This window comes from Thermococcus sp. LS1 (assembly GCF_012027395.1).
GTDB lineage: Archaea > Methanobacteriota_B > Thermococci > Thermococcales > Thermococcaceae > Thermococcus.
On sequence record NZ_SNUJ01000002.1, the window covers coordinates 443,706 to 467,163 of the forward strand.

Genomic DNA, 23,458 nt, shown 5'->3' on the forward strand with positions numbered 1-23,458 from the left:
TGAGCTAGGAAAGAGGCCGCACCCGGTGAAACTGAAACCCCGCTCACGGATTTCGTGAATACGTCAACACTCATACGAAAGTTAACGTTCACGGCCATCACGCTCCTTTATATCATCACATACTCTTCTATCTTTGCCTGCCGTTTCTCAAGCCTAAAACGCATTTCAAGCTCTGCGAGCGTATAATCCCGCCTGAACGTCTTTCCATGCTCCCTGATGCTCATTTCCTCCAACGTCTTCGCCGCATTGAAGAGCTTAGGGAAGTTCCAGAACAGGGCCCTCCAGTCGTCGAGGCTCTGATATGGGCAGAGGTAACAACCTGTCCGCTTGAAGTGGTCATAGAGCTCGTTGTAAAGGCCATGCTTCCTCGTGAGCTTGAGAGCATCTTCTTCAGTAATGTCCGCATCAAGGAGCGGAGCGTATAAGTGGACAATCTTCACCCCGAACTTGCGGGCGTAGGATTTAACTTGCCGCTTTGCGTTCCTAAACCGCTCCTCCTCGTCAGCCGCATAGCCGAGGTAGAGGTCAAGGTATCTAATGCCCTTTTCCCGAAGCCAGAGGTAGAAGGGCTCTTTTTTGATTGTTCTGCAACACCAACGCCCGGCTGGAGCGAAGGGGACGCCACGCTTTTTCACTTGGAGAGCAAACGGCTCCTTTGGGTGAATTTCTGTGATGTCAAGGCTGAAGTTCTCCTTGACCCAAGGAGCGAGTTTTTGGTGGACGTAATGAACTTGCTGAGGGAACTCGATGCCCGTGTTGAGGAAAACTACGTAATCCGGCCTTATCCCCTGCTCCTTCATCACTATGAGCATTGCCACGCTGTCCTTTCCTCCCGAGACGCTCGCAACCTTTACGAACTTAGTCACGCCCTGTCACCTCCTCCACAGCAGGAACCTGAGCGTCTCGGGCAGCTCCTGAGCGGGAACGCGAATCACATCATCAAGGTGGACGAACGCGTAGTAATCATGAGCCGAGCCGTGCCCGTACCAGTCGAAGCTCACCGGCGTGTTCGCCACGTTCCAAACGAGGAACTCCTGCCCGAGGTTAACGAGGTAGTAGAAGTCAATGCCAGCCTGCAGCGCGAACATCCTGTGGCCCTCGTACTGCTTGCCGTTCACCTTGACCTTCCCGTTGACCAGGGCCGAGCGCGGGTTCATGTTTTTGAGTTCAAAGCCGGTGAAACGGAAGTCCTTGACGCCGCGGCGGTTGAGGTACTGGATGATGAGGCTGTCAACATCGGTCACGTACATGTGCACGTCCAGGCCCTTCCGGGCCTTCTGGAGCGCCCGGCTGAAGTGAACCCTATTCTCCGCGTCCCGCATGAGGCGCTTGAAGTAAGTGAAAGCGTCGTCAATGCTGAGGGCGTCCTGATAGACGAAAGCGGTCCGCGAGGCCATCAGGCCTTCACCTCCTTGGGCGCGACGACGATCTCCTCCACTTCGAGCTCTTCTTCCTCAGACTCCTCGGGCGCCTCCTGGTACCTCAGCACTTTGAGAACCTGCTCTTTCCTGTCCCACCACACATCGCTGAGCTCGCCGAGCTTCTCCTTGATGCGCTGGTACTCCTCGTAGCTCACCTTCTTCCTTAGCTTGACCTTGTAAACGCGGCCGGAGACGTAGACCTTCGTGGGCACGGGCAGCTCTTGAAGGATCTCCTCGAGCCGCTCAAGCGGGAGCACGTTCATGGCGTTCTCTGGCAGGTCGTCGTCATCGATGAGGATCTGCACCTTCCTCGCGTGCCAGGCCGCGAGGGCCTCCTCGAGCTTGACCTCAAGCTCCTCAGGGAGAGAAAGAGAGCGGACGGTCAAGCTCTCACCCCCCACGCGGCGAGGGTGGCCTGTCCGGCCTGAGCAACCTTCCCGGCGGCGCGGCGCTGAGCCTCCCGGTCAAGCAGCTCCTTGAACTCCCTGAAAGCCTGCTCGTACGTGACCTCCTCGAGGAATGCCACTTCCGCGTTCACGAGGAAGCCCCTGCGGTAGGCGTCAGCGAGGGGCATTATCTCGAAGCGGCTGCCCTCGGGCAGCTCCTCGCCGTAGTGCTTGACGAAGAAATGCGCCAAAGCCGCGCGGGCCGCGTCCTTGAGGTTGTCCGCGATGACCAGGTACTCCTCGCCAATTCCTGAGAAGTACGCGTAGAACTTCATGCTCCCGCCTCCTCTGCGAGTTTGTCACGTTCTTCCTCCTTCAGGTATCTGTGAAAGATGACGACTACTCCTTCCGCGTCCGGGTGAATTCTGAATGACAACTCGTGCTTCCTCGCGAATTCCACGATTCTCTGAACGTCCTCGTCAGAAATTGAGTGCTCGTACTCTGCCATGAGCAGCTTCTCGTACATGAATGAGTCGATCCCAACGTAGACCCTGTTTGCATCGAGCGCATGTCTTGCCTCCCACAGCAGGTCGCAGAAGCTCATGCTACCATCCCCTCCCTGGCTATTGCTAGTGGGCCGTCCCTCCAGACTTCCCTCCTGCGCTCGAGGTCGTCCAAGAGAGCGCGGGCGTCCTCAACGCGGATGTTCAGCTCGCGGGCGAGCTCATCCGGACGCTTCCAGCCCTCGCGGAGAAGTTCAAGAGCCTTCACGCGGAGGTGGCCCCAATCTCTCATGCTCCCACCCTCCTGAGCTTCCTCAGAACCTCGTTGATTACCTCGAGCCGCCCGTTCCAGTACGCCACCTTCTCCTCGTCACCGCGGAGAATGTAGTCGAACCGCCTCTCCTCCGCCCTCTTCTTCTCGGCCTCAAGCCACGCTACCACGTCCTCAATGCCCTCCTGCGGGCGGGCCTGCTTCACTTCCTCAGCAACCCAACTCCAGAAATTGGCTTCCGACTCAGACATCGGCCTTCACCTCCAAGGGGCGGGCATACTGCCCGGCGTTCAGGATGCGCGTGAGAACACGGCGAAGGTTAGAAACGAAAGCCTCATTCCAATCCGACTCGTGCTTCTCCAGAACTGCAAAAGCGGCCCTCCTAACATCGGCCGGGTCAATATCCTGGAAAGTCCGCTCCAGCCTCGGCGGGACCTTCTCCTCAATGAACTCCTTCGCCTTCTTGCCCTGCTTGGTGGTGATATAATTCATGTACTCGTGATAGATGACCTCGAAAGCCATCTCCAGGTAGCGCTCGGCAGCCGGGCCGGACTTGAGCGGCTTGACTTCGGGGACCTTCTCCTTCGCGGCCTCACCGACCGCCAGGCCCTTTGCAGCCTTCAGCGTGTCCTCGCGGTAGAGCACGTAGTCAATGATGTCCGCGACCTGGCGGTCCTTCGGGCGCATGAGGACCCAACCATGGAACTCTTCCGCGATGTCCTTGGGATAGAACTTGCCTGGCCAGGTGTTGCGCTCGTTCTTCCTGACGACAAAAGCCAGCTTCATGAGGTCCTTGATCTTGCCCTCATCGCGGAGGCCGAGAACCTCAGCACAGAGGGCCTTCCAGCTGACGCCCTCGCGGGCGTTCTTGGCCAGCTCCTTGAGCTTGAGCGCGTCCTGGTATGACCTCACGGAGCGGCCCTGCTTGAGGGCCTCAAGCTCAAGTTCGAGCCTCTCGATCCTGGCGAGGAGTTTCTCGCGCTCCTCAAGAAGGGCCTGTTTTTCCTTCTCGAGCTGCTTGATATACTCTTCTTGGTGCTTGACTTTCGCAATAAGCTCCATAACGTCCAACTTGACATGACGAAGCATCCAATGGAACCACTCGGCCCGCGAGAGGCCCAACTTGAGGCGCTCTTCCTCGGCAAGCTCATAATCCTCCTGAGGTATGTCAGCCCTCCACTGCACAAGCGGGCTGTTCCATTTCCTTGGACGTCCAGGGCCCCTCGCGGGAATTCTCATAGAAATCACCTCTGGCTTTTGTAAGCACCCCACATGTCGAGAACGAGCTCTGGCCAGGAGATGCCGCGGCGCTGCTTCTCTTCCTCCATCTCCTTGTAGACATCATAGGGGATCCATGCCTCGAACCTCTTCACAGGACCTTCATACTTGCGAGGCCTTCCGAGCCTTCCCACCTTTATCACCTTACGAGATTTTTTCCCGTACGAGAATATTTCTCGTAAGATAGTAAGCACTTCAAATATAAAAGATTTTTGTGGGCATAATTGTGGCAAAATGCACAGCGTTGGTTTTTTGGATAGAAAAATTCTGGCAAATTACGAGCTAAAACAGTAAATCAAAATATTTTATCGGCATATTAATTCAGTTCTCCGAAAATCAGCCACGAGCATGGCGTAAAGAACCATAGAAGCTTTTAGGTTGTTCCTATAATCCTAATTAATTATAAGTACTTAATATTAAACTCAAACAAAAACATAGGTGAAATGTTCTATGCTTTGGTCTTCTGGAAGCTTGTCCTCTGGCTTTAGCTCGGACCATTTCCCCACGCTTTGCATCTTGGTCATCAACTGCTTACCTTTTTCACTTACAAGTTCATCGAATTTGTGAAATCCATAAAGAACAACTTCAACGATGTCTTTCTCTTTTAGGTCAAATTGTTTTTTCAGCTCTGATGGCAGGAATATTAATCCCTTGGTACCAAGTCTCGTAATGAGGTAAGCTTGCCGGAGTATCCGAATTTCCCGCCTCTCATGATCAATCTCGATTTTTCTGACAACAACTTCTATGTAATCGTTCTTTGCGAGATTAAGAGCATCTCGTATGGGTTTAGGAATGGCTACCCTGCCTTCTTTGTCGAGCCTTGCATGAAACTTTGCCAATGGCTCGATGATTTCTTTGCTTTCTTGGCTCACTGTCTCGCCCCCGGTGGCGAATTTTGAAGGGTGTAAACACTCGTGCACGAGCGTGCACAATATCAGTTGTTTATTGGTTGTTTAATAAATAAGGTTTACCGTCATTATTACGGCATTTTGGCGTCGAGACTTTCTCCAATGGCCCGGAATATTTCCAGCCCTAGCCGAAACTTTCTTATAATCCACCGTAATAATTACGTAAGTAATTAATCCGAACGGTGATGCTCATGGGGCTCGGCGACTTCCTTAAGAAAGTTGGTGACGCCACTAAAAGGGCCATGGATCGCGCTGCTAAGGAAGCGAAGTATCGCGCCAAGGCACTTGAAATAAAAAGAGAAATTTCTGCCGCTGAACAGTCTTTTAAGCGTGAAATGAAAAAGCGGGCATTTGAGGCCAAACGAGAAATTCTTTCTCAGCTTAAGATGAGGCAACTTGAGGCCGTCTGTGTTGCTAAGGGGATCCCCACTTATCGCACAAAAATTGTCAATGGCGAGAAAAAGCGGTACAAAATCAGGAACAAGGAAGAGCTTATTGATGTAATGGCCTCTAAAATGACTCTTGAGGAAGTCGCCGAGGTAGCCAAGAGATACAAGGTGAAGTCCAGGCACGTCATTCAGCAGTTCAACAAATGGCTCGAAGAAGCGAATGAAGCTTTAATGGCCTTAAAGAAACAAAAACAGAGAGAACTCGACGAGTACAAAGCCATGCTCTTTGGAGCAGAGGCCAATGAAGTCGAGACTATTGAGTTGGAGGGGGAGACGGAGGAGTCTCTTGGGGAAGTAGAGACTCTGGATGAGGAGGAAGAATTTTCTGCCTCTCACGAGCTTGACATCCTGGACATCCTACTGGATTTTGAGCCCGAGACCGTCAGAGATGAAGAGGATCTGGAGAAGCAGCTTTACCAGTACCTCCGTGCGAGGCTTGGAAGCCAGATCCAGAGGCAATATCCTGTTGCAGATCAGAAAATTGATATTGCAATTGGGGACCGTATCGGAATCGAGATCAAGATTGCAGAGAGCAGGAGCAAGCTCCAGCGGTTGGTTGGGCAGGTTCTGGATTATGTTGAATACTTTGACGAGGTCATTGCAGTTATCCTCGACGTTGGAGCTAACGTGGACATTGACAGTTACATAAAGAAACTTCGGAGACTCGGTGCCGAGGTCGTGGTTCTGGAAGGAGACATTAGGAGGAAAGGCCGCTCTAGGGAGATTATAATTCAGGATGCAAGGAGGAAGATAATTATCCGTTAGGTAGCGGGGGTAGTACTATGGAAATGGAATATGAAATAGTCCTATATGACCATTTTCACGTAAAAGCAGAAATATATCCCCATGGAGGAGGGCTAGGCATCTTTGTTGTATTTGGAAATCTCTGGAAAGAAGATGTTACCCCCAACATTGAGATTTGGCTACCTTTCACAGGATTTGTTGAGTACTATGAGCCTCGTGAAGGAGGAGTTGCTACCAGGGTTATAGTTGGACCGCTGTATCATTTTTCTAACTTGCGATATAATAGCGAAAATAAACAATGGGAGCAAATCAATGGGTTTCATGGTTTGATTACTCCAGGAAAGTTTTTAGGTGTCCAATTTTTCTCGAAGATTTCCCTAGAGCACGCAGAAAGAATGAAAGAAATTGCTGAAAAGGAGGGAGTTGTCACATTGGTCATTAATCTGCAGTTTTCTGCCTTGTATAACCAAGGGAAGTTGGGTCAGAAGACACATAACTATGCGCTATCATTTCAGTTCCAACTCTCGAAAAAGACGCTCGAGGAATGGATGGCCCAATGGTCTGGTATCTATGCTTACTATGCAGGTTTGCCTAAATCAGTTCCGCAGGAGGTTTTACATGACTATATTGAAGCTTTAAAAGCATATAACGTGGGAGCATATAGAGCCGCTGTTGTAATGGCTAGAAGAGCTCTTCAGCAGGCAGTTGAGGACAAGGGCGCTTCAAAGAAGAGAAGATTGCATGAACAGATAAATGAGCTTTTTGAGAAGGGACTTCTAGATAAAGCCACGAAAAGCTTGGCTGATGGGGTTAGACACTTTGGGAACTATGGAGCACACCCTCAAGAGGATTTGCTGTCGCAAGTAACCAAGGACGACGCGAGATTAACAATTGAAATCCTCAAGAGAATACTGGCTAAGCTATATGGATCACCATGACTTCAGAAGGTGTTAAGAAATGTCTGTTTCTAACAAGACCAAAACGTCTAATATTTTACGGTGTGTTGAAGAGACCTTAAAAACAGCAGAATTAGGCTTAGATGACTTGATTAATGGACCACCAGAGAGAAAGCTGGCAGGTCTAAGAAATTTAGTTGTTTTTGGTCGTGCAGTCACTAATGTCCTTCAGAAGCTTCGCTCCGTAGAGCCAGAGTTTGATAGTTGGTATGAAAAATATAGGGAGGAAATGAAGAATGATCCACTAATGAAGTATTTCTATGATCTGCGTTCGAAAATACTCAAAGAAGGGCTATTGGAAACCTCAACCCATGTTTATATAAGAAACTTCCGAGTTCCAGATGATTTGGCTCGCTTTGAACCTTGCCCTCCAAATGCGGTAGGATTCTTTATTGGAGACCATCTTGGTGGTAGTGGGTGGGAAATTCAATTTCCAGATGGTTCCGTAGAAAAATATTACGTTGAACTCCCAATTGACATAGGATCTGTAAGTTTGCATTTTCCAGATCCGCCCAAATATCATTTGGGGAAGGAACTAGAAGATACTTCAATTTCTAACCTGGCTAGATTGTATATTGATTATCTTCGCAAACTAGTGGCTGATGCAAAAGAAAGATTTGGGTCCCAATAAGCTCAGGAACTTTTTATAGATTAAGTTGGGGGTTAAGATTAGGAGTGAAAAGATGCCACCAAGAAGTTGGAGGCTGTCATAATGGAGGAACTAAGTAGTAATGTTATATGCAGGTTTCTTCTCTTGTTTTCGGCTCCCATATTCTCAAAGGAATATATAATTCAAAACCTCAGAAAAAAGTTCTGGATTAGATCTTCACTTTTTTCATTTTTTCTGGCAATATTCGTATTAATCGACAATTACATAGTAAATAAACGAGTGTTTGACATCAAGCAAGTATCAAAAATAGGTAGCCATGAGAACATTTTTGTAATCCTTATTATCTACTCAATTATAGCTCTTGTCATCAATATGGTTAAGTAAGCTAAAGAATGATGGGTATTCTTAGTCGAGTAACAGATTTCTGTACTTGGGCTCTGTAGGACTATTGAATTTTCCTGAGGCTCATTCTACTCTTTGAACATCAATATCAAGATCGCTGCCCCGAGCCCTAAAACTATCGCAGCTAAGAGCATAAGCCCGGTATTCCCAAATATGAACCATCCCACTGGTGAGCTGTTACCCCCAATCCAAATGAACAAGAATGCCAGGAATACCATGGCAAGCAGCACAAGGAGGCCTTCAGCTCGATCGGTCATATCTTCACCTCCATAATGCTGTTCACAAATAAAAGAAAATTCAATGGAGGGCCACGAGCAGGCCCGCCAAAAAAGATATAAGTATGTAGACCACCAGACTTCTAGTGGGGGGAGTTCCAACTTCGATGTATAGGATCCGTAGTTCTTTCGTTTTATCACCTCCGGTCATTTTTTCAACCTTATCCGTAGTTCACCCCCCTACAAATACCTTATCCTGGCAGCATCTGCCGGAGTGACGAATTTGCGCTTCTAACTTTGCCTGTGGGATAATCGGGTAGAAAAGGGAAATGTCGGACAAGTTATCCAATTATTAAGGTCAGGGCCCTTTTGCTTGAATTTTGCATCACTGCGTTTTATTCGAGCCTTTCGATTGTTTTCCTGCGGACAAAAGCCGAAACTTTCTTATATGTGGTTGTAATAATCCTAGTAAGAAATCATAGGGGTGATACCCATGCCGGATGAGAAAAAGCTGACGTTTAGTGATGGATTCCGATTTGGGCTTGGGTTTTTTACGGCAGGAGTAGTGTTCTACATTATAATTCTGATAATAACAATGCTAGTCATTGGCGCCATGATGGGCGTAGAAGCTTTGCACTAAAAATCCTTGGAATTAATGCCTCAGGCACTATTCCTTTTTGTTTTAGCAATCTCGGCAATCGGAAGAAATTAACTTGGTGGAGGTGGTGGCGATGCCTTTGTTTGGAAAGAAAGAGGAACTTAAAGAATTGCCAAGACATATTGAACCTACTGAGAAAGTGGTTGCTAAAAAGGTGTACTTGATTCCTGACGAACCGACGGTCCAAGTCTACGGAATGGAGGAGACAATAAAGTCTCAGTTGCTCGGCAAGGAGGTTGTTGCAGGTACTCTGATTGAGATTGAAACCATGCCCGGTTTGCCTTTTGACGAGAAGGTTCTCAAGAAGATAGGTGGTGCCCCGAAGGTGCGGTTTAAGGTCTGGAAGGTGAAGCCGGAAAGCAGGGGCATTGTCTCTGAGGAGACCAAGATCATAATCGAAGGGCGGATAAGTAAGGTTGACATGGAGGCCTTCATCGATAAGTGCTTGGGTATTCTCATATTGCTCGAAGAAGAAGCTTCCATGCCTGTTGGGTATTCTGAGCTCAGGCACTTTGTTAAGGGGGACGTGGATCTCAGAAAGCTGGATATTCAGACCAAGTCGAAGTTGTTAGATTTATTATATGAAATAGAAGAGAACTGCTTGAAGGCCATTCTGGATCGGAATCAGGGCTATCTTGGCATCAGGGCGCTTGAGTGTGTTCACAAGTTGAGAGGTATCTTGGAAGGAAGGTCTTAATGAAAAGAAGGCGGCTGTCTGTCGTGAGGTGACAGAAATTGGACAATGACAGAAGTATTTGGGCTAAGGTTTTTAGTATTTCATTATTAGTCTTAACGGCCCTTTTTGGAGGTTTTGTTCTTAGGAGCTATCTTATATCAGATGTGAACGGTATTCAGTTTGCGGTAGCTATGGCAAATATTTTGGTGGCTATTTTTGTTGCACTTCAAACAATGGCTACCAGGGAGGCTGTAGAACAAACTTCTGAACAAGTGAAGCTGACACGCCAGACTCTAATAGAAATGAAGAAACAGCGCATGAATATTGAGTTCATCAAGAATTCACTCATTGGATACCTTAAGGAAGAGATTATGAGAGAGCTAGTTAATAATTCTAGAGCAAATAGGAACTATAAACCGTTACATAATAGCCTCTTTTTTGTGAAAACCAATTATCAGAAACGTCACGGTAATCAGACGCTAGCTCCGGATGAGCTTGGGATGATAAACAAGACTGCGTCGAAAATTGAGAAGTTCCTTGAAAAATGGGGAATCGATATACGAGAGTACAATTCCTTAATTTCAGAATACGAGCAGTTGGAGAGAATAAGAGATACTAAAAACTCTATGGAAAAGGCCAAAGAAATTAGAGAAAAAAGCCAGGAGCTTTTAGAAAAGGTGAACAGGATATTAGACATGAGCGATGAAGAATTAGAAGAAGAGCTTCTAAAGCTCTAGTTACTTATCTCTTTCTTTCAACACCCCTGGAAACATGTCCTCGTTCTCCTCGATGATTCTTTTCAAAAGCACTACGGCCTCGCGGATATTCTCCTTGACGTCGGGCTGGAACGAGTGCTCTTCCGCCGCCTTCAGCCTCCGAAGCACGAGGAGCATCAGCGCCGAGTTAGTTCTGTCAGTAATGGAAATGTAGCGGCGTTTTCCGCCACTCTTCTGCTTTCTCTCCTTCTCGCTGACCTTCACATCCTCAGTCGGGAGAGTATGCTGCGGCTCCACGGCCTCCTGCTGTTCGAGGATCTCTTTGAACAGGTCCTTCGCTACGACCTTCTGTTCGTCCTGTGGTGGGGCGGTTGGTTCGGCTACCTCGCTCATATATTGAACTCCTCCCAAATGTCTTTCTCTCCTCTGCTAAGGATGATTTCTCCACCTTCAGCCACCTTGAAGCGCTCCTCTTTCTTCTTCTGGTTTTTGGTCTTCTCGATGAGCTGGTAGCTCTTGACGAACGGGTTAATGTCCAGGGCCGTGTTCACGAGCGAGCCGGTCTTCTTGAGCACGTTATCAACCAGGGCCTCGAGCGTCTGGCTCTTCTGGTAGATTGCGTAGAAGGCTGCGATCTGCTCCTCGTTCAGCTCTGGAGGCATTGCAAAGTCGCCCCACACTGTGCTCATTATCCTTGAGGTCTCCACGATTATCGTTGTATCCATGGCCGAGAGTGGGGCGAACTGTGGGAAGGTCCAGAGGAGTTTCTGTTGTGGCCCCCTGCCGAGCACTCTGGCGAGGGAGAGAAATATCTCATCCAGCCAACTTGGAGGCCGTGGGGTATATGCAATCACGAGCATATTGTTAGGAGCTATCGCAACGCCCTGGACATAGCCGAGGGTTACGATTTCTTTCACCATGCTGCTGCCGCTTTTGAATTTGTAGTAGACCTTCAGAACTTGGTGGTGGGTTCTCACAAACTTTAGGGACTGGACGGCCTGTTTCTGCCTCCAGTCCTGGAGGACCGGCTTTTCCTCATGCATCAATTTCTGTTCGGTCTGCTCGGCTTTCTCAAGGACTTTTTCTTGGAGCCCGCTTTGGGGTTCGGTATAATAATCCCTTCTTGGAAGGCCACCGTCTCTTTTCTTTTTCCTCTTCAACCACTCGAGCATCTCAACTCACCTCACAGGGTTTGTGAAGGGCGGAAATGAATCCGCTCGGTGAAGAACTTGTTATAAATGAAATACCCGCGCCCGCGATACTTTCTTTTGAGCTCTTCAACTTCATCGGGCGAAGAGGCTACAATACGCTCAAAGCTGACGTCAAAATCTGGAACAACCTTTTTCAGGAGCGCGTAATCGTCAGCTGAAGCGAGGGTCCCGAGGATGGCGATGTGGCTGGCTCCGTATATGAGTTCGGACGGCAGGCTGTGAAGGTACTGCGTGGCGGCGAGAAAGTTTACCTGGTTGGAACGGCCTTCTCTGAAGAGTTTGGCGGCCATAGCTTTGCCCCACCGGGAGCGGAGGTAATTCTGGATTTCATCGCCAGCGATGAAGACGGCCGTCTCTTTCTCTTGGACGTACTCGTTCAGGACCCATTCGACGACTTTCTTGAAGATGATGTTCTTTGCGCTCTCGGTCAGGTCGGAGTTCTGGCTAAAGTCAATCACGTTGATTTTCGTGTTGTCGAGCTGGTCGAAGAGGTCTTTTCCTTTGACTTTCAACCACCGAACCTTTTTGAGGCTCTTGGCGACGTTGTAAACGCCCCACAGGCTCGTTGGAGGCTTCTTGTTTTCCACCTCAAGAAATTCCAGCATTTCATTGTAGATCCTTTTTGCCTCAAAGACTAGATCATCAGGATCCCTTGCCTTCTCCTCATCCCACGCCGACTTTATGATCTGAGCATAGATTGTGTTGGGGTTGATGTTCACGACCTTAGCAACATCCTCGAAGTCCAAGCGCTCATACCGGATGAATGTTGCAACGACTTCAGTCTCCGGTCCAGAGTCCAGGGCTATGTGATGAGGATCTCTGGTTGGATTGAAGACGAATCTCCTGATGGGGAAGGCCTGTGGCCGGATACCGAAGAGGCTGAAGAGGGTGTGCTGCCTATCGTACCTCAGCCAGCCGAGGATGTTCTCCCACCCGAGTGCAAAGTCCCCCATGAGTCCAAGCTGCCCCTCATAGGCTGGAAGCTCAAGCATTTGGATATAGAGCTTGAGCTCCATTACTTGGGTCATCCTCGCCCTCAGCCAGCCCTCTCCTCTTTCCCTGACCAGATCGTAGAACGTCTTCTTGACCAGTTGCGCTTTAGCGCGATCGTACTTGCGCTCGAAGATTATGATAAGTGGAGGTTCCTGATTCCTGCCCCAACGAGTGTTTAGCCAGATCTCTTGTAGGATGGCTTTCATTGTTGTTGACTTCTGGAAGCCGCTCGGTCCGAGGAAGAGCATGTGGTTAGCATCGTCCTCGTTGATCCTCAGCCAGCGGTCTAGAGTATGGTTCATGCTTCTAACGCCTCTTCCGAGATAAATCTCGTTTAGGCGCCCTTTTGTTGTTGGTGCCCATGAGGCCAGATTCTTGCCAACGTACTCCACGCTAACCCCTCCGTTTCTTTACTGAAAATAAAATAACCCCTTTCACACACATAATGTTTTTACACGATTCCTCCCCTGCCGTCGGCCTTTTCCCTCAAAACTCCCGCCTCCTTCTGTGTTATAGCTATGTTAACTCCCATCCTCTCTTTTTCTTGTACAGGCCGTATCCAATCAGCCCCACGATGACACCGGCAAATAGAATGCTCTTCAGCAGTACAGAACCTATGAGGCGCTCTTTCTTTGCCTGCTCAATGTAGTCCTGCTCGCTCCCCTGCGCTGTCTCCTTGAGAAGATTCTGAATCATAGTCCGATACTCCTCGTTCTGCTGGCTTAGAAACTCATTCTCAGCTTTGAGCTGGTTCACTTTGTTTGTCAGGTTCGCGATCTGCGCTTTGAGCTCGCGGTTCTCTTTGGTGAGGTTCGTGATTTGGGCCTGGAGGCCCTGCACGTCGGGCTGGCTTGAGAGCTGTTTTTCAAGCTCTGAAACCTGCTGCTTGAGCTTCTTGTTCTCTGCCGTGAGGCTTTGAACTTCCTTTTTTAGCTCCTCATTCTCGGCCCTCAGGACCGTATTCTCCTGCCGTAGCTGCTCGAGCTCGCTGGAAGAGGTGATGGAAACGGTGAAGAATTCCTCGCTCTGGATGCTGATGATGCCGTAGCCGTTGAACTCCTTGAAGCTAATACTCAACCCTTGGAACTCGCCGCTCTCGCCGGCTTTGAGCAGGCCGAGGAGCTGACCGTTCTTCTCTATTATAAGGGCGAGCTCTTTGGTTATGTTGTCCTGGTCAACAGTGAGAGTGAGGTCATTCACGTAGATGTGGGAGCCTACGTCGGCCGTTCCGGTCCAGGTGTAGAGGGCCCCAACGAGCCCGCTTAGTCCAATATATATTAGTATGATAAACGGAATTGTGAACCTCTTCATCTCGCTCACCTCAGTCGAGAAGGCCTTTCATCTTCACCGTGCCTGTCTTTCTGTTTACGTAGGCAAAGCCCGCGAAGATTTCCGTCGAGCCCTTGTGGATGTAGACTTCGAAGACCCAATACAGGTTGTCGTTCTCCTCCTTTTCCGCGAGGCTCTCTTTTTTCGGCTCGATTTTCATGTCGTACTGTTTCAGCTTCTGGTTGTAGTCGGCGAGGTAGTTCCTGACGATCTCGTACGCCTGCTCGGCGGTGATTGGGTAGTCCTCCACGTAGGCGCCCTGGAAGACTGTCAGGTGACCGTCGGCCCACCTCACCGTGTCGTTGGTGAAGATGTAGCCCTCTGCTGGATAGCCGAGCTCGTACAGTCTTTCTTTCAGCGGGTCGTGCTCGGCAAATGTCGAATAGCTGAAATGGAGCAAAAAAATTATGCTAACTATCGCAAAGAGCCGGAATATCACTTTTGAAAAAGATGGAGAGGCGCGGTAGGTGGGCATCATTTCAGCCCACCTCAGCTGGAGCTCTGTTCAGGAACTATAACTGGCCAGGTGGCGCTCGCGTTGGCCTGGATGATGAGCGGAGCCGTCTCGTTGTAGAGGGTAGCTATGTTGCCGCTCAGGTCCTCGACCTTGAAGTAGAACGCGTAGTAGTTGCCATCGGTGAGGTTGGCTATGGTGACTAGCAGGGTGGTTGCTTCGACTGGAGTGAAGGTGGTAGTGTTGCTCACGGTGTTGGAAGTTCCGAGGTCGGCCCAATAGACGTAGTACTTTGCAATCTGGTCGTTGTCGGTGGCGTTGAAGCTGATTGCAAAGGTCAGGGCCGTGCTGTTGTAGTCAATACTGACAGAGTTCAGGGTCGGTGCAGTGGTGTCGGTGACGGTTATGCTCTGCACCTCACTCTCGAGGATCTTATCGCCGTCGTAAGTGACCTTGACCTTGTAGTAGACGAGGTCGCCGAACTTTGACGGAATCTCGGCCTTGTAGGTGCCGTTCTCGGCGGTGGCGTTCAGGGCGGTGTATGTGGCGTTGTTCGGGTCGGCGACGTTGAGCGCGTAGAGGATCTCAACGCTGCTGATGTTGAAGTGCTCGGCGTTGGTCAGACTGAAGGTCACGAGCACGTGGCCGGTTGCCTGGTCAACAGCCGCCGAAAGGTCGGCTATGGCGAGCTGGTAGGTTTCAGTGGTGCTGGTGTTGTCGTTCAGGGTGTTGCTCAGGTCAACAAAGCCGCCGCTGCCGAAGCCGCCGTTGTAGGCCCACCAGGCTATGGCCGCGAAGAGCACTATCAGGCCGATTGTCACGAGTCTCCTTTCCTTCTTTCTCAACCTAACACACCTCCAAGCGCGTTTATCAGGGAGCTTATCTGGTCAGGAATCCCCTTGAGGAACTCAACAAAGGTTCCAAACAACGAAAACTCCTGCAGGAGCGCGAGGCCGCCGAGGAAGTAGAATACATAGCTGACTTTTCCGCGCACTAGGACACCGATGGTGAATAATATGATCGCCAGGCCGAGGTAGGGGTGGGCCGCTGCGACTTCTTTGAATCCATCAATTGCCGCGTTGACGTCCATCAGCGCCCACCTCCACGGAGGGCGAGTGCACCGAGTATGGCTGCAACTGAAAAGCTCACAACGCCCTTGATGAGTTCATAGACTGTCGCCTGCGGGTCGCTGGTCATGGCGAGCATGGCGATGCTGCCGATGGTGAGGAATGCCGCCGCGTCCCAAACGCCCCAATTGTCCAGGTCTGCGATCCTGTAGACGGAAAGCCCGATGAGGGCCGAGGGGATGTAGAGGGCCCAAAAGCCTGAAAGCCCAAGGAGCTGGCCTACTGTGATGATGGTGTCCTGCCAGTGGAAAACACAGAGGATGAAGGCGATGAGAGCTGCTGCAACCCTGCCGAGCATTGTGGGCCACCTCAGAGTGCTGGAATCAGCGTCCTCACGAGCATGCTAAAGCCCCACATCTGCGGGAACAGGACGAGGTACTGTCCCTTTGTAGCGATGGTTGCTCCAATCCAGGCCCAAAGTAGAAGCTCGTCGTCGCCCGTTTCGGGCGCGAAGATGTAGAGGCTGATGAGCCCTGCGACGAAGATGTTTTCTGGCCCTATTGTTCCGAGGTTCATCGTTATCGTGCCACTCAGTGCCCAAATAACGACAAACATTCCGAGGGCCGCGAAAAACAGGCTGGTGAGTATAGCTCCTGCACGGCTCTTCTTTGCTCCGAACGTAGCGTAGAGTCTGTTGTAATAGTCGTTCTTGTCTGCAATCTTGTCGAAGAGTTCTATCAGGGCAACGAAGGCCAGGGGCACGCTGGCCAGTGCCGTGTTCACCTGCGCCACTGTAATGCTCTTCTCGGCTCCATACCAGAGCAGGACCCCCAAAAAGGCCGAGGCAAGGCCTGTTTTGAGGACCCACTGTCCAAACTTCAGACTTTTTTCACCCATTCTCCACCACCTCACCAGAACTTGAGCTTGTCAAACAACCAATCCAGGCCGATTCCAATTCCCTTGCCTGCGAACCAGCCAATTGCGACCACGAGGCCAAAGAGTGCACCAATTGGCCCGAAGAACTGCTTTCCTACCCACGCGACTATTGCAGCTATGATGAGAACTATGATGTCCATCCAGGTAAGACCGAAGGGCAGATCCCCTCCGAAAAAGCTGAACCCTGGCTTGTAGCTGTCTGCAAGGTCAATAAGATCCTCAGCCATCTTTGCGTCGAGCTCAGCCTGCTCATACTCCCCATAGAGGGCTTTCTCTGCAGCATTCGTGTACATATCGCCAGCCTGCTCGTACTTCTTCGCAACGTTCAGCCAGTTCAGGAACATCTGGTAGTCGTCAGTCTGCATGAGCTTCTGAAGGGCTGAAATGGCCTCCTCATAGGCATCTATGGCCTTCCCGGCATATTCCGCTGCCTTGTCGTTGTTCACACCCTCAGCTTTTGCTTTGAGGGCCTTAGCATTGGCTATCTTTTCGTTGATGCCGTCAATCCATGCCTGTGCCGTCTGTCGTATCTGCTCGAGGTCAGCTTCTGAAATCTCCTTGTCATCCACGAGGGCAGTGAGCTGCTCAATCTGCGTATCGTCCAAGACCACACGGGTGTTCTGGATGATTGAGACTTCTGGCTTCGCTACAAGCCAGACTGGAATCGTAATTCCGTCATCGCGGTGAATCTCAAAGTAAGCCATGCCGAAGACTTTGTACGTGAGTGCATCAGGATCCTCGGTGTACTTCGCGTTGAGGAGCTTCTCGACTGCTGTGCTGTCTGTCAGCGTTCCAAGGTTTCCGAAGATGCTGTCTGCAACCTCCCAATGCCCGTCCTTGTAGACCCTGACTGTCAGGAAGCGGAAGTCATCGGTGTAGTTGACTTTGAGCGGCTCAAAGTATCCAGGGTTCGGCGCGATGTAGAACTTGTAGTCAGCCGTCGATCCCATAACGTGGACTGGATTGGCGTAAGTCAGAATGATGAAGTTCGAAACCGCTCCTGCGAACTGTTCCTGATAGAGACTCCACTTTGAGGCCGCGTCTGAAGCTAGGAACTTAACAGGGAGGCTGGAGTAGAAGCCTTCATTGAGCAGGGCCACGTCGTTTGCTCTAGTTACATGCTTCCATGCCGAGGTCGTCTGGACGTGGTAGTCGATGTCGGCATTCCTGACGAAGACGTAACAGGTACCCGTGTCAGAGTCCCACTTTCCACCTGCATTCTCACACTCCTGCTGGTCGGAAAGGCTTGGGTCGCTCTGCCAGACCTCGCGATACGCGTCCACATCGACGTAAATCTCCCACGACTTCGTGCTCGTATTAAAAACGCTCTCAAGAACGTCCTTTGAGACGGCTCCTGTCGTGATGATGCTCTGCACCTGGTAAGCGAGAGGGTCTGGAACCTTGAGAATTGTTGAATAAACAGCGCTTTCGCCGTTCAGCCCTTCGCTCCCATTGATTCCATAGTCCCAAATACGCTTCCAGAGTTCCACAGTGCTGTTTTCTTCTTTGATGTAGATGCTGATACTCCTAATGTGGACATATGAGAACGGAATGTTGCTCTCTTTCGTGTAGAGCTTGACCTGAACGGGGAATGCAGAGAAGCCGTAGACTTTCTCAGGACCATAGACTTCGACCCATAGATCTCCGGTGGCTCCCTCTTCGGTGATGTCGTACTTGGTCAAGTCGGAGCGGAGCATGGCGTTGAGCTCTGCAATCTTCTTGTAGGCTTCCTGATTAGCATCATCGATGGCGTTGGCAATCTGCCGGAGAGTGTCGGCGTCATTTGTCGTGTCGGAAGTGTTTGCATAGTTCGAGACGGTCTCTGAGCCACCTCCACTATCGCTACCTGAAGAGCCGAGGTAGTATCCCGCTGCGCCGGCTGCCACTGCAACTGCGATGATTGCTATGATAATGAAAGGAAATAGGTACTGCTTCAGCTTCCTTTTGTCCATATGAATAGATGGAAAAGCGGGAACTGGCACGTTCACGTTCGTTGCCATCACCTCCTTCTCAGTGCCCAAATCCCGAGACCCACGACGAGAAGTCCTCCAACAATCCAGAGCCAAGTGCTTCCACCACTACCGCCGCCGAAGAGCGTAAAGCCTCCAGAATCAATTGTAACGGCAACCTTGTCGCTGAAGACGACTGCATCACCCTGGAGAACCTGCACCTGGAGCTCGTAGGCGTCGTAAGTCAGGTCTTCCGGCACGGCGAAGGCTATTGAAACATCCTTTTCAGTCAATGGAGCAACGCTGATGCTCTGGTTTATCTCGGCCGGCAGGAAGCCGCCGCTGACGACAATCGTGTAGTACTGCACGCTGGAGCTCGGGTTCTTGAAGTGGAGCGTGATGACTCCCTCGCCGCCCTCGCTGACGGTGATGGTCTTGGTAACGAGGGTAATGGCCGGGTTCACGGTGATGTCATAGACGGCAGTCATGCCGTTCCACATCAGCTCGAGAGTGTAGCTGCCCTCAGCTGGAACATTGACCTGGAAAGTGTGAGCCTCGTACGGGCTGAAGGCATAAGAATCGCTCCAGACTTCATTGCCCTGGCTGTCCTTCAGAACGGCCGTGATTAGGTAGCTCTGGCCAGAGCTTTCAGAAATCCTCAGCTCGTTCTGGCCGACCTGCCACTCAGAGGGCATCTGAACCGAGAATGGGAGCGGCTCGACGGTGTAGGTGACGGTCTTCGTCGTCGTGTAGGTCTTGCTCATAATGGCGTCGTTCGAGGTGAGGGTGAGAGTGAAACCATGAGTGCCGACCGCGCCGGCCTTGAACTTGATGCTGACCTGGACGGGCGAGGAGATGTCGCCGAGGTAGTACTTCCCGTTCTCGGGACTGACGAGAGAGCCGTCTTTTCTGACTTCTATGATGTCAGAGAGGCCGCTTAATGAGAGGTAAGTGTTGTAGGTCGCGCTCGTCTCAATCGGGCTCAGGGTGAAAGTGAGCTCGTAAATCGTGTTCTCGGGAATCGTGATGTCACTCGGGAAGTTTTCGAGCTTGAAGGCCGCGCTGGAGGGGTACATTTCAATGACGATTGTCTGGTTTGCTGGAGAGACTACTGTCTTCGTAACACTCCAGTAACCCTGCTTTTCGAAAGTGAGTGTATGAGAACCCTCCCACAGCATCAGCGAGCTGCCACTATCAATAGTCCCGATGATAACCCCGTTTTCCTTGACAGTTACACCGCTTAACTCTTGGCCCGAAAGGGCATCCTTAATGACAAACTGGACAGGGAACTGCCCCTCAACACTCGCCTTAATGTAGTTAATGTATAAATCAGCGTACCAGCCAGTATCACTGTCGTAGTAGTGTCCTGCAAGCTTCAATTTTGTGAACTTTGTAGTTGTTGAAAAGTTCACGTGTACAAACAAAGAACCGTCCACATAAATGTCCGCCTCTTTATTATCGTTATCTAAGACAAACTTAATCGTGTGCCAATTCCCGTCCTGGAAATCTATACCTGTGTCGTAGTTATTCTGCGGCTCAGCCAACCCCTGCGGCGTAATACTGTGCGTCGTCATACCTACGCCGCCGTCCTTCCAGAGCCTCACGCCCCACTCGTTCCCATTCTCATCAATTAGCATTAGGAAGAAATCGTGCTTAGTTCCGTCCTCTACGACCTTTACACTGAACTCAATCCAATCAACAATGTAAGACGTGTTGAAATCATAGTACTTAATTTCTGGCCCGCTGATAACGTCGTTGCTAACTATAGTAATCTCACTCGCCGCTGAAACACTGCTGATACTCAACAGATTAAACAGTATAAGTAGAGCGAGCACAAAGCCGAGCTTCTTCACTTCACCCACCTCCTTGAGTGCTCCCGCGCCCACCACCAGGCCGAGAGCGCGTCATACGCGAGATATGCCAGGACAAGGCCGAACGCAGCCGCGATGGCCAGGCGCGGAATGAGCAGAACGTCCATCGCTCAGCCTCCCACCGAGTAGTCCACGACGATAGCGCTGATCAGGGAAACCAGAACCGCCGTCTTTTCATTGAGAGGCCAGAGCACGTCAAGAACAGCGCTGCCGTTCTGCTGAATCAACGCCGCGAGGAAGGCCACGAGCATCATGTCATAGAGAAGGACCCTCCAGCCCGAAGTGAGCGGCTCGATGAGGGCGACTGCCTTTGAGCCTTTGTTTGTGAGAGCCCAATGAACCAGAAGGCCACCAAGGGCGCCGATTGCTAGGCTCTCCTTCGTCATCATGGGCCAGGCAAAGTATATCCAGATCGCCGCTACGAGGAAGAATAGGACCAGCTGGCTTGCCGAGCGCGGCCTCATGTTACCGCCCTCCTTTTGATGCTCGCCATCCTCGCCTGCTGGAGCTGCCGAATCAGGCGGGCTTCTTCGCGCTTGAGTTCGACGATACGCTTCTGAACGCGCTCAAGCTTCTTCTTTAGAGAAGCAACATCCTCCACGTGCTGCATTTTTACCACCCATATGCACTCGGCCTCATCGCCGTGGCTCCAGCCAACTACCGGAGCGCACGGCTCGGCCCCCAAACTATGAACCTGATTAGAGAACTGATTTGAGCGGAGGAAGGCCCAAGGTAACCTAAAATAGAGAATACGGCGAAGATATTTAAGAATATTAGAAAAGTGCTTTATAGAGCGTTTATAATGGTTATAAAAGATTGGAGAGAATCAAGCCTTTATCTCTTTGTAGAGCCTCCTTACTGCCATCCTGACAACGGCCGAGTCGTTGTTGAGGCCAAGGCTCCTAGAGAGTTCTTTAATCATGCGATGAGTCTCCTTATCGATACTAAACGACCAAACAAATGCACCAGAACCGTTCAGTTTTTCCCGGGCCATCATCTCACCCCCACAAAATTGCCATATATTCCCACAATGATGTTCCCAAAGAAACTGGCTCAGTATTGATCACTCGAAACATAGGTGAAAATAGCAACATTGATATCATCGCAGAGAACACTAGTCTCCGTAGGTTTACTGTCTCGTCTTCTTTAAGTGCGTATACTAGTACAATAAACGTCATTGGTAGTACCATATAATCATAGTGGAATCCAATCATCGCCTGTTGTATCTTATTTGCTATGGCATTCTCTAACCAGAGGAGGATTATTGGTATCCAATAAGCGTACCTCCTTAGGGGCACAAATGCAACGCTCAGAAGTAGAACTATGAGCTTTGCTAGCGAAATTTCAAAGATAACTAAAGTAACTTCTGTTATTTCATATCTTCCAAAAAAGGGATATTTGTGGGCAATATTGAAATATGGGATCACAAGGAATACGCTAACTGCCATCCATCCTAGTCCTAACATTGCAAAATTAATGACGTGTCTTTCGTCAAACCATCCTTTTATGTTGCATTCATGTTTTCTTAGAACGTCAAATAACGCGTAAGCAATAAGGAATAAGCCTGCATCTTCCCTCACAGACAGCACGAACAACGCTGCAATAAACGCCTTTTTCAATTCATTCCTTGCCATATAATACGCGAACAGAAGCATAAACGGAATGCCAAAAACAGAGGGATGGAATGTATATCTTATTGTTCCATGAAGGAGTGGGTTCATAAGAAAGACTACCGAAACCACTAAGGCTTTTTTTCCATCATCGAGGACTTCTGTGGCAAATTTAAAGAGAATTATTGCGCTGATGGGCACTATCAAGTCTTGGAGAATTATGAGAGTATAATAACTAGGAAATAACGCATAGATTGGAAGTAAAAGAATTAATATTGGCGAATTATGAACTCCAAAGTGGCTCCACGCTCCAAAGGTCTGCCACTCGTTTGTGTTGAAAAAGAAGCCTTCCCCTTGCAAAGTTGTCCTAAAGCTTTCTGCAAAAATAAAGAGGTCAATATCCATGACGTGAAATATCCTCTTAGCTATCTGAAATCTAATAATAGAGTAGAAAACTATCAGTACCGTGAACACTAGCACTACCGCCAGGAATTTCTGCTTACCCTCCATCTCCAATCCGTCACAATTTTCATACCCCAACGTAATAAATCTTTGGGCCACCTCCGCTCACCTCCTCAGCTTTTCAAAAAGCTCAAGCTCGGCCTTCTTCAGCTCGCGAAGGCCGAGCAAATACTTCAAGTGTTTCTCAACATCTCCACGCCAAGCAGGCATTGAAATCCAGCTGTGAAACTTCGCCCTCCGTCCGCCTTTTCTGAGGGTCTCGATGTGCATCTCGATTTCCATGAGCTGTTCCTCCACGAGGCGCCAGGGACGGGCTATGGTGTCGTAGAGCAGAATGATAAAGTAGAAGATAATGAGGCCAAGGAGCGAGAGCACTAGCGTTTCCCTTACAGCCTCGGTCGTGTTCATTTCCCTCCCTCCAGCACCTTCTTCAGGTCATCCACCACTGCAGAATACCACTCATCAGCCAGGAGCTCAAGGTTGAGATAGTGACGCTCTATGACCGTTCTCGGCGCCCTACCCTGGATATAATCAATGACCTCCAGGGGGACTCCCTGACGGGCCAGAAAACCGCTGAACCATTTCCTGACTGCTGAAGACGAGAAGACAACACTCTTTTCCGTGTTCCTGATGCTCCGTATCTTTACCCTCATCCTCGCGTGGACGCGCTTGTAGCTGATGTCCACCCTCTCGAGCCTCTCTGCGAATTCCCTTGGAAAATACGCCCAAAACGTCTGCTTCTGTCCCCTACCAATTCCGCTCATTGGATATTTTGCTACAGTATCCCCATAGAGAACTAGTTTGTCCGGATCGAACTCGTTGAGCATCCTGACGATATGCTTGAGCCTTTGCCCGCTGTACACTAACGCCTCGTAGATCAAGGCTAGGAGCGGATCCTTTTGGAGGTAATACTCGTAAGCAATCCTGATCTGCTCGTCGGAGACGTAAACTCTCCTGACCCCCGTGGGCTTCAGCTTGATGATGTCTTTAAGGTCGAGGTATTCAGTGCGGCTGATGAGGCCTCTGTTCTTCAGAAAAGTTATGAAGTTTCTCAGAGACTTTGCAAACCCTCTATTGTAGTTTTCTTTCACGAGAGCTTCGTCGAGAGAGGCCTTATCGGTTATTCTGTACTTTCCAAAGAACCTTTCGAGGTACCGCATGTAGCGCTCCTTAGTCTCCTCTGTGGCCAGTTTTACGGAGAGCCACTGTTCAAATGCCTCTTTATGCTGAGACCAAAGAGCATTAAGCCCTATTTCGCTAGAGGACGCTTCTAATGCCCCCTTTCGAGCCCGCGCCCCGGGTTCAAATCCCGGCCGGGGCACCAAAATTCCCCCAAACGCTGTTCTACAAGAAGCTTCACAATTTTAGGAGGCTCATCCCCAA

The 23,458-nt window shown here is 50.0% G+C and carries 35 protein-coding genes; 6 read left to right on the top strand and 29 right to left on the bottom strand.

Going from position 1 to position 23,458, the window contains the following annotated elements; translation table 11 throughout:
- Window positions 1-107 precede the first annotated feature (107 nt).
- The 10 genes from E3E26_RS06860 to E3E26_RS06905 all read right to left on the bottom strand — a co-directional run bounded on the left by E3E26_RS06860 (window position 108) and on the right by E3E26_RS06905 (window position 4,731).
- A complete protein-coding gene (locus E3E26_RS06860) occupies window positions 108-866 on the bottom strand; it encodes a phosphoadenosine phosphosulfate reductase family protein (protein WP_167900527.1) in 759 nt (252 codons plus the stop codon).
- Between the two features lie 6 nt (window positions 867-872).
- Window positions 873-1,397 carry a hypothetical protein gene (locus E3E26_RS06865; RefSeq protein ID WP_167900528.1) on the bottom strand — a complete coding sequence of 175 codons (525 nt, stop codon included), beginning with the start codon at window positions 1,395-1,397 and terminating at the stop codon, window positions 873-875.
- The gene (locus E3E26_RS06870) at window positions 1,397-1,807 is read right to left on the bottom strand and encodes a hypothetical protein (protein WP_167900529.1); all 411 of its coding nucleotides are present in this window, start codon (window positions 1,805-1,807) and stop codon (window positions 1,397-1,399) included. The genes E3E26_RS06865 and E3E26_RS06870 overlap by 1 nt, the downstream gene beginning before the upstream one ends.
- A complete protein-coding gene (locus E3E26_RS06875) occupies window positions 1,804-2,142 on the bottom strand; it encodes a hypothetical protein (protein WP_167900530.1) in 339 nt (112 codons plus the stop codon). The genes E3E26_RS06870 and E3E26_RS06875 overlap by 4 nt, the downstream gene beginning before the upstream one ends.
- Window positions 2,139-2,411, bottom strand: coding sequence for a hypothetical protein (locus E3E26_RS06880; RefSeq protein WP_167900531.1), 273 nt, complete (start codon window positions 2,409-2,411; stop codon window positions 2,139-2,141). The genes E3E26_RS06875 and E3E26_RS06880 overlap by 4 nt, the downstream gene beginning before the upstream one ends.
- Window positions 2,408-2,602: a hypothetical protein gene (locus tag E3E26_RS06885; RefSeq protein WP_167900532.1), complete on the bottom strand. Its 195-nt coding sequence runs from the start codon at window positions 2,600-2,602 to the stop codon at window positions 2,408-2,410. The genes E3E26_RS06880 and E3E26_RS06885 overlap by 4 nt, the downstream gene beginning before the upstream one ends.
- On the bottom strand, window positions 2,599-2,832 hold the full coding sequence (locus E3E26_RS06890; protein ID WP_167900533.1) for a hypothetical protein: 234 nt from the start codon (window positions 2,830-2,832) through the stop codon (window positions 2,599-2,601). Before E3E26_RS06890 ends, E3E26_RS06885 begins: the two co-directional genes overlap by 4 nt.
- Complete coding sequence (locus E3E26_RS06895; protein ID WP_167900534.1) at window positions 2,825-3,820, bottom strand: hypothetical protein; 996 nt, start codon at window positions 3,818-3,820, stop codon at window positions 2,825-2,827. The genes E3E26_RS06890 and E3E26_RS06895 overlap by 8 nt, the downstream gene beginning before the upstream one ends.
- Window positions 3,821-3,825: 5 nt before the next feature.
- Window positions 3,826-3,993 carry a hypothetical protein gene (locus E3E26_RS06900; RefSeq protein ID WP_167900535.1) on the bottom strand — a complete coding sequence of 56 codons (168 nt, stop codon included), beginning with the start codon at window positions 3,991-3,993 and terminating at the stop codon, window positions 3,826-3,828.
- A gap of 288 nt (window positions 3,994-4,281) precedes the next feature.
- Window positions 4,282-4,731 carry an AbrB/MazE/SpoVT family DNA-binding domain-containing protein gene (locus E3E26_RS06905; RefSeq protein ID WP_370520096.1) on the bottom strand — a complete coding sequence of 150 codons (450 nt, stop codon included), beginning with the start codon at window positions 4,729-4,731 and terminating at the stop codon, window positions 4,282-4,284.
- A 221-nt stretch (window positions 4,732-4,952) separates the two neighbouring features.
- Here E3E26_RS06905 and E3E26_RS06910 point away from each other — a divergent pair, with 221 nt between their 5' ends.
- Genes E3E26_RS06910 through E3E26_RS06920 form a run of 3 tightly spaced genes read left to right on the top strand, consistent with a single transcriptional unit; the run spans window position 4,953 to window position 7,547 of the window.
- Entirely contained in the window at window positions 4,953-5,981 is a 1,029-nt protein-coding gene (locus E3E26_RS06910; RefSeq protein WP_167900536.1) for a hypothetical protein, read from the top strand.
- 17 nt (window positions 5,982-5,998) lie between these two features.
- A complete protein-coding gene (locus E3E26_RS06915) occupies window positions 5,999-6,898 on the top strand; it encodes a DUF4145 domain-containing protein (protein WP_167900537.1) in 900 nt (299 codons plus the stop codon).
- A 19-nt stretch (window positions 6,899-6,917) separates the two neighbouring features.
- Window positions 6,918-7,547 (top strand): hypothetical protein, encoded by a 630-nt coding sequence (locus E3E26_RS06920; protein ID WP_167900538.1) that lies wholly within the window; start codon window positions 6,918-6,920, stop codon window positions 7,545-7,547.
- Window positions 7,548-7,996: 449 nt separating this feature from the next.
- On the opposite strand, the gene E3E26_RS06925 is transcribed toward E3E26_RS06920, so the two are convergent.
- Entirely contained in the window at window positions 7,997-8,185 is a 189-nt protein-coding gene (locus tag E3E26_RS06925; protein ID WP_167900539.1) for a hypothetical protein, read from the bottom strand.
- 451 nt (window positions 8,186-8,636) lie between these two features.
- On the opposite strand from E3E26_RS06925, the gene E3E26_RS06930 reads away from it, so the two are divergent.
- The 3 genes from E3E26_RS06930 (at window position 8,637) to E3E26_RS06940 (ending at window position 10,214) form a co-directional block, all read left to right on the top strand.
- A complete protein-coding gene (locus E3E26_RS06930) occupies window positions 8,637-8,783 on the top strand; it encodes a hypothetical protein (RefSeq protein ID WP_167900540.1) in 147 nt (48 codons plus the stop codon).
- Between the two features lie 85 nt (window positions 8,784-8,868).
- Entirely contained in the window at window positions 8,869-9,498 is a 630-nt protein-coding gene (locus tag E3E26_RS06935; protein ID WP_167900541.1) for a hypothetical protein, read from the top strand.
- A gap of 38 nt (window positions 9,499-9,536) precedes the next feature.
- Window positions 9,537-10,214: a hypothetical protein gene (locus E3E26_RS06940; protein ID WP_167900542.1), complete on the top strand. Its 678-nt coding sequence runs from the start codon at window positions 9,537-9,539 to the stop codon at window positions 10,212-10,214.
- Here E3E26_RS06940 and E3E26_RS06945 read toward each other — a convergent pair whose 3' ends face one another.
- The 18 genes from E3E26_RS06945 to E3E26_RS07025 all read right to left on the bottom strand — a co-directional run bounded on the left by E3E26_RS06945 (window position 10,215) and on the right by E3E26_RS07025 (window position 23,235).
- Complete coding sequence (locus E3E26_RS06945; protein WP_167900543.1) at window positions 10,215-10,586, bottom strand: hypothetical protein; 372 nt, start codon at window positions 10,584-10,586, stop codon at window positions 10,215-10,217.
- Window positions 10,583-11,365: a hypothetical protein gene (locus E3E26_RS06950; RefSeq protein WP_167900544.1), complete on the bottom strand. Its 783-nt coding sequence runs from the start codon at window positions 11,363-11,365 to the stop codon at window positions 10,583-10,585. Before E3E26_RS06950 ends, E3E26_RS06945 begins: the two co-directional genes overlap by 4 nt.
- An 11-nt stretch (window positions 11,366-11,376) precedes the next feature.
- Window positions 11,377-12,789 carry a helicase HerA domain-containing protein gene (locus E3E26_RS06955; RefSeq protein WP_167900545.1) on the bottom strand — a complete coding sequence of 471 codons (1,413 nt, stop codon included), beginning with the start codon at window positions 12,787-12,789 and terminating at the stop codon, window positions 11,377-11,379.
- A 124-nt stretch (window positions 12,790-12,913) separates the two neighbouring features.
- Window positions 12,914-13,708: a hypothetical protein gene (locus E3E26_RS06960; RefSeq protein WP_167900546.1), complete on the bottom strand. Its 795-nt coding sequence runs from the start codon at window positions 13,706-13,708 to the stop codon at window positions 12,914-12,916.
- A 10-nt stretch (window positions 13,709-13,718) separates the two neighbouring features.
- The gene (locus tag E3E26_RS06965; protein ID WP_240911668.1) at window positions 13,719-14,204 is read right to left on the bottom strand and encodes a hypothetical protein; all 486 of its coding nucleotides are present in this window, start codon (window positions 14,202-14,204) and stop codon (window positions 13,719-13,721) included.
- 11 nt (window positions 14,205-14,215) lie between these two features.
- Window positions 14,216-15,025, bottom strand: a complete 810-nt coding sequence (locus E3E26_RS06970) for a hypothetical protein (protein WP_167900547.1) — start codon at window positions 15,023-15,025, stop codon at window positions 14,216-14,218.
- Window positions 15,022-15,270, bottom strand: a complete 249-nt coding sequence (locus tag E3E26_RS06975) for a t26-9p (protein WP_167900548.1) — start codon at window positions 15,268-15,270, stop codon at window positions 15,022-15,024. Before E3E26_RS06975 ends, E3E26_RS06970 begins: the two co-directional genes overlap by 4 nt.
- The gene (locus E3E26_RS06980) at window positions 15,270-15,605 is read right to left on the bottom strand and encodes a hypothetical protein (RefSeq protein WP_167900549.1); all 336 of its coding nucleotides are present in this window, start codon (window positions 15,603-15,605) and stop codon (window positions 15,270-15,272) included. The genes E3E26_RS06975 and E3E26_RS06980 overlap by 1 nt, the downstream gene beginning before the upstream one ends.
- 11 nt (window positions 15,606-15,616) lie before the next feature.
- Complete coding sequence (locus E3E26_RS06985; protein ID WP_167900550.1) at window positions 15,617-16,144, bottom strand: hypothetical protein; 528 nt, start codon at window positions 16,142-16,144, stop codon at window positions 15,617-15,619.
- Between the two features lie 11 nt (window positions 16,145-16,155).
- Window positions 16,156-18,183, bottom strand: coding sequence for a hypothetical protein (locus tag E3E26_RS06990; protein ID WP_167900551.1), 2,028 nt, complete (start codon window positions 18,181-18,183; stop codon window positions 16,156-16,158).
- Window positions 18,183-19,985 carry a hypothetical protein gene (locus E3E26_RS06995; protein ID WP_370520097.1) on the bottom strand — a complete coding sequence of 601 codons (1,803 nt, stop codon included), beginning with the start codon at window positions 19,983-19,985 and terminating at the stop codon, window positions 18,183-18,185. The genes E3E26_RS06990 and E3E26_RS06995 overlap by 1 nt, the downstream gene beginning before the upstream one ends.
- Entirely contained in the window at window positions 19,982-20,110 is a 129-nt protein-coding gene (locus E3E26_RS11265; RefSeq protein ID WP_255452934.1) for a hypothetical protein, read from the bottom strand. The genes E3E26_RS06995 and E3E26_RS11265 overlap by 4 nt, the downstream gene beginning before the upstream one ends.
- A gap of 3 nt (window positions 20,111-20,113) precedes the next feature.
- On the bottom strand, window positions 20,114-20,467 hold the full coding sequence (locus E3E26_RS07000; RefSeq protein WP_167900552.1) for a hypothetical protein: 354 nt from the start codon (window positions 20,465-20,467) through the stop codon (window positions 20,114-20,116).
- Window positions 20,464-20,613, bottom strand: a complete 150-nt coding sequence (locus E3E26_RS07005) for a hypothetical protein (protein WP_167900553.1) — start codon at window positions 20,611-20,613, stop codon at window positions 20,464-20,466. The genes E3E26_RS07000 and E3E26_RS07005 overlap by 4 nt, the downstream gene beginning before the upstream one ends.
- Window positions 20,614-20,829: 216 nt before the next feature.
- Window positions 20,830-20,997 (bottom strand): hypothetical protein, encoded by a 168-nt coding sequence (locus E3E26_RS07010; protein WP_167900554.1) that lies wholly within the window; start codon window positions 20,995-20,997, stop codon window positions 20,830-20,832.
- Window positions 20,998-21,001: 4 nt separating this feature from the next.
- The gene (locus E3E26_RS07015) at window positions 21,002-22,174 is read right to left on the bottom strand and encodes a DUF2079 domain-containing protein (RefSeq protein ID WP_167900555.1); all 1,173 of its coding nucleotides are present in this window, start codon (window positions 22,172-22,174) and stop codon (window positions 21,002-21,004) included.
- Window positions 22,175-22,180: 6 nt separating this feature from the next.
- Window positions 22,181-22,483, bottom strand: a complete 303-nt coding sequence (locus tag E3E26_RS07020) for a hypothetical protein (RefSeq protein ID WP_167900556.1) — start codon at window positions 22,481-22,483, stop codon at window positions 22,181-22,183.
- Window positions 22,480-23,235, bottom strand: coding sequence for an integrase (locus E3E26_RS07025; RefSeq protein ID WP_167900557.1), 756 nt, complete (start codon window positions 23,233-23,235; stop codon window positions 22,480-22,482). The genes E3E26_RS07020 and E3E26_RS07025 overlap by 4 nt, the downstream gene beginning before the upstream one ends.
- Window positions 23,236-23,458: the final 223 nt, after the last annotated feature.

Excerpts from the sequence above, each read along its gene's own strand:
- E3E26_RS06865 (WP_167900528.1), bottom strand. The coding sequence starts at position 1,397 with ATGGCCTCGCGGACCGCTTTCGTCTATCAGGACGCCCTCAGCATTGAC.
- E3E26_RS06875 (WP_167900530.1), bottom strand. The coding sequence starts at position 2,142 with ATGAAGTTCTACGCGTACTTCTCAGGAATTGGCGAGGAGTACCTGGTC.
- E3E26_RS06880 (WP_167900531.1), bottom strand. The coding sequence starts at position 2,411 with ATGAGCTTCTGCGACCTGCTGTGGGAGGCAAGACATGCGCTCGATGCA.
- E3E26_RS06885 (WP_167900532.1), bottom strand. The coding sequence starts at position 2,602 with ATGAGAGATTGGGGCCACCTCCGCGTGAAGGCTCTTGAACTTCTCCGC.
- E3E26_RS06890 (WP_167900533.1), bottom strand. The coding sequence starts at position 2,832 with ATGTCTGAGTCGGAAGCCAATTTCTGGAGTTGGGTTGCTGAGGAAGTG.
- E3E26_RS06895 (WP_167900534.1), bottom strand. The coding sequence starts at position 3,820 with ATGAGAATTCCCGCGAGGGGCCCTGGACGTCCAAGGAAATGGAACAGC.
- E3E26_RS06910 (WP_167900536.1), top strand. The coding sequence starts at position 4,953 with ATGCTCATGGGGCTCGGCGACTTCCTTAAGAAAGTTGGTGACGCCACT.
- E3E26_RS06915 (WP_167900537.1), top strand. The coding sequence starts at position 5,999 with ATGGAAATGGAATATGAAATAGTCCTATATGACCATTTTCACGTAAAA.
- E3E26_RS06920 (WP_167900538.1), top strand. The coding sequence starts at position 6,918 with ATGTCTGTTTCTAACAAGACCAAAACGTCTAATATTTTACGGTGTGTT.
- E3E26_RS06925 (WP_167900539.1), bottom strand. The coding sequence starts at position 8,185 with ATGACCGATCGAGCTGAAGGCCTCCTTGTGCTGCTTGCCATGGTATTC.
- E3E26_RS06930 (WP_167900540.1), top strand. The coding sequence starts at position 8,637 with ATGCCGGATGAGAAAAAGCTGACGTTTAGTGATGGATTCCGATTTGGG.
- E3E26_RS06945 (WP_167900543.1), bottom strand. The coding sequence starts at position 10,586 with ATGAGCGAGGTAGCCGAACCAACCGCCCCACCACAGGACGAACAGAAG.
- E3E26_RS06950 (WP_167900544.1), bottom strand. The coding sequence starts at position 11,365 with ATGCTCGAGTGGTTGAAGAGGAAAAAGAAAAGAGACGGTGGCCTTCCA.
- E3E26_RS06960 (WP_167900546.1), bottom strand. The coding sequence starts at position 13,708 with ATGAAGAGGTTCACAATTCCGTTTATCATACTAATATATATTGGACTA.
- E3E26_RS06965 (WP_240911668.1), bottom strand. The coding sequence starts at position 14,204 with ATGATGCCCACCTACCGCGCCTCTCCATCTTTTTCAAAAGTGATATTC.
- E3E26_RS06975 (WP_167900548.1), bottom strand. The coding sequence starts at position 15,270 with ATGGACGTCAACGCGGCAATTGATGGATTCAAAGAAGTCGCAGCGGCC.
- E3E26_RS06980 (WP_167900549.1), bottom strand. The coding sequence starts at position 15,605 with ATGCTCGGCAGGGTTGCAGCAGCTCTCATCGCCTTCATCCTCTGTGTT.
- E3E26_RS06985 (WP_167900550.1), bottom strand. The coding sequence starts at position 16,144 with ATGGGTGAAAAAAGTCTGAAGTTTGGACAGTGGGTCCTCAAAACAGGC.
- E3E26_RS06990 (WP_167900551.1), bottom strand. The coding sequence starts at position 18,183 with ATGGCAACGAACGTGAACGTGCCAGTTCCCGCTTTTCCATCTATTCAT.
- E3E26_RS11265 (WP_255452934.1), bottom strand. The coding sequence starts at position 20,110 with ATGGACGTTCTGCTCATTCCGCGCCTGGCCATCGCGGCTGCGTTCGGC.
- E3E26_RS07000 (WP_167900552.1), bottom strand. The coding sequence starts at position 20,467 with ATGAGGCCGCGCTCGGCAAGCCAGCTGGTCCTATTCTTCCTCGTAGCG.
- E3E26_RS07005 (WP_167900553.1), bottom strand. The coding sequence starts at position 20,613 with ATGCAGCACGTGGAGGATGTTGCTTCTCTAAAGAAGAAGCTTGAGCGC.
- E3E26_RS07010 (WP_167900554.1), bottom strand. The coding sequence starts at position 20,997 with ATGGCCCGGGAAAAACTGAACGGTTCTGGTGCATTTGTTTGGTCGTTT.
- E3E26_RS07020 (WP_167900556.1), bottom strand. The coding sequence starts at position 22,483 with ATGAACACGACCGAGGCTGTAAGGGAAACGCTAGTGCTCTCGCTCCTT.
- E3E26_RS07025 (WP_167900557.1), bottom strand. The coding sequence starts at position 23,235 with ATGCGGTACCTCGAAAGGTTCTTTGGAAAGTACAGAATAACCGATAAG.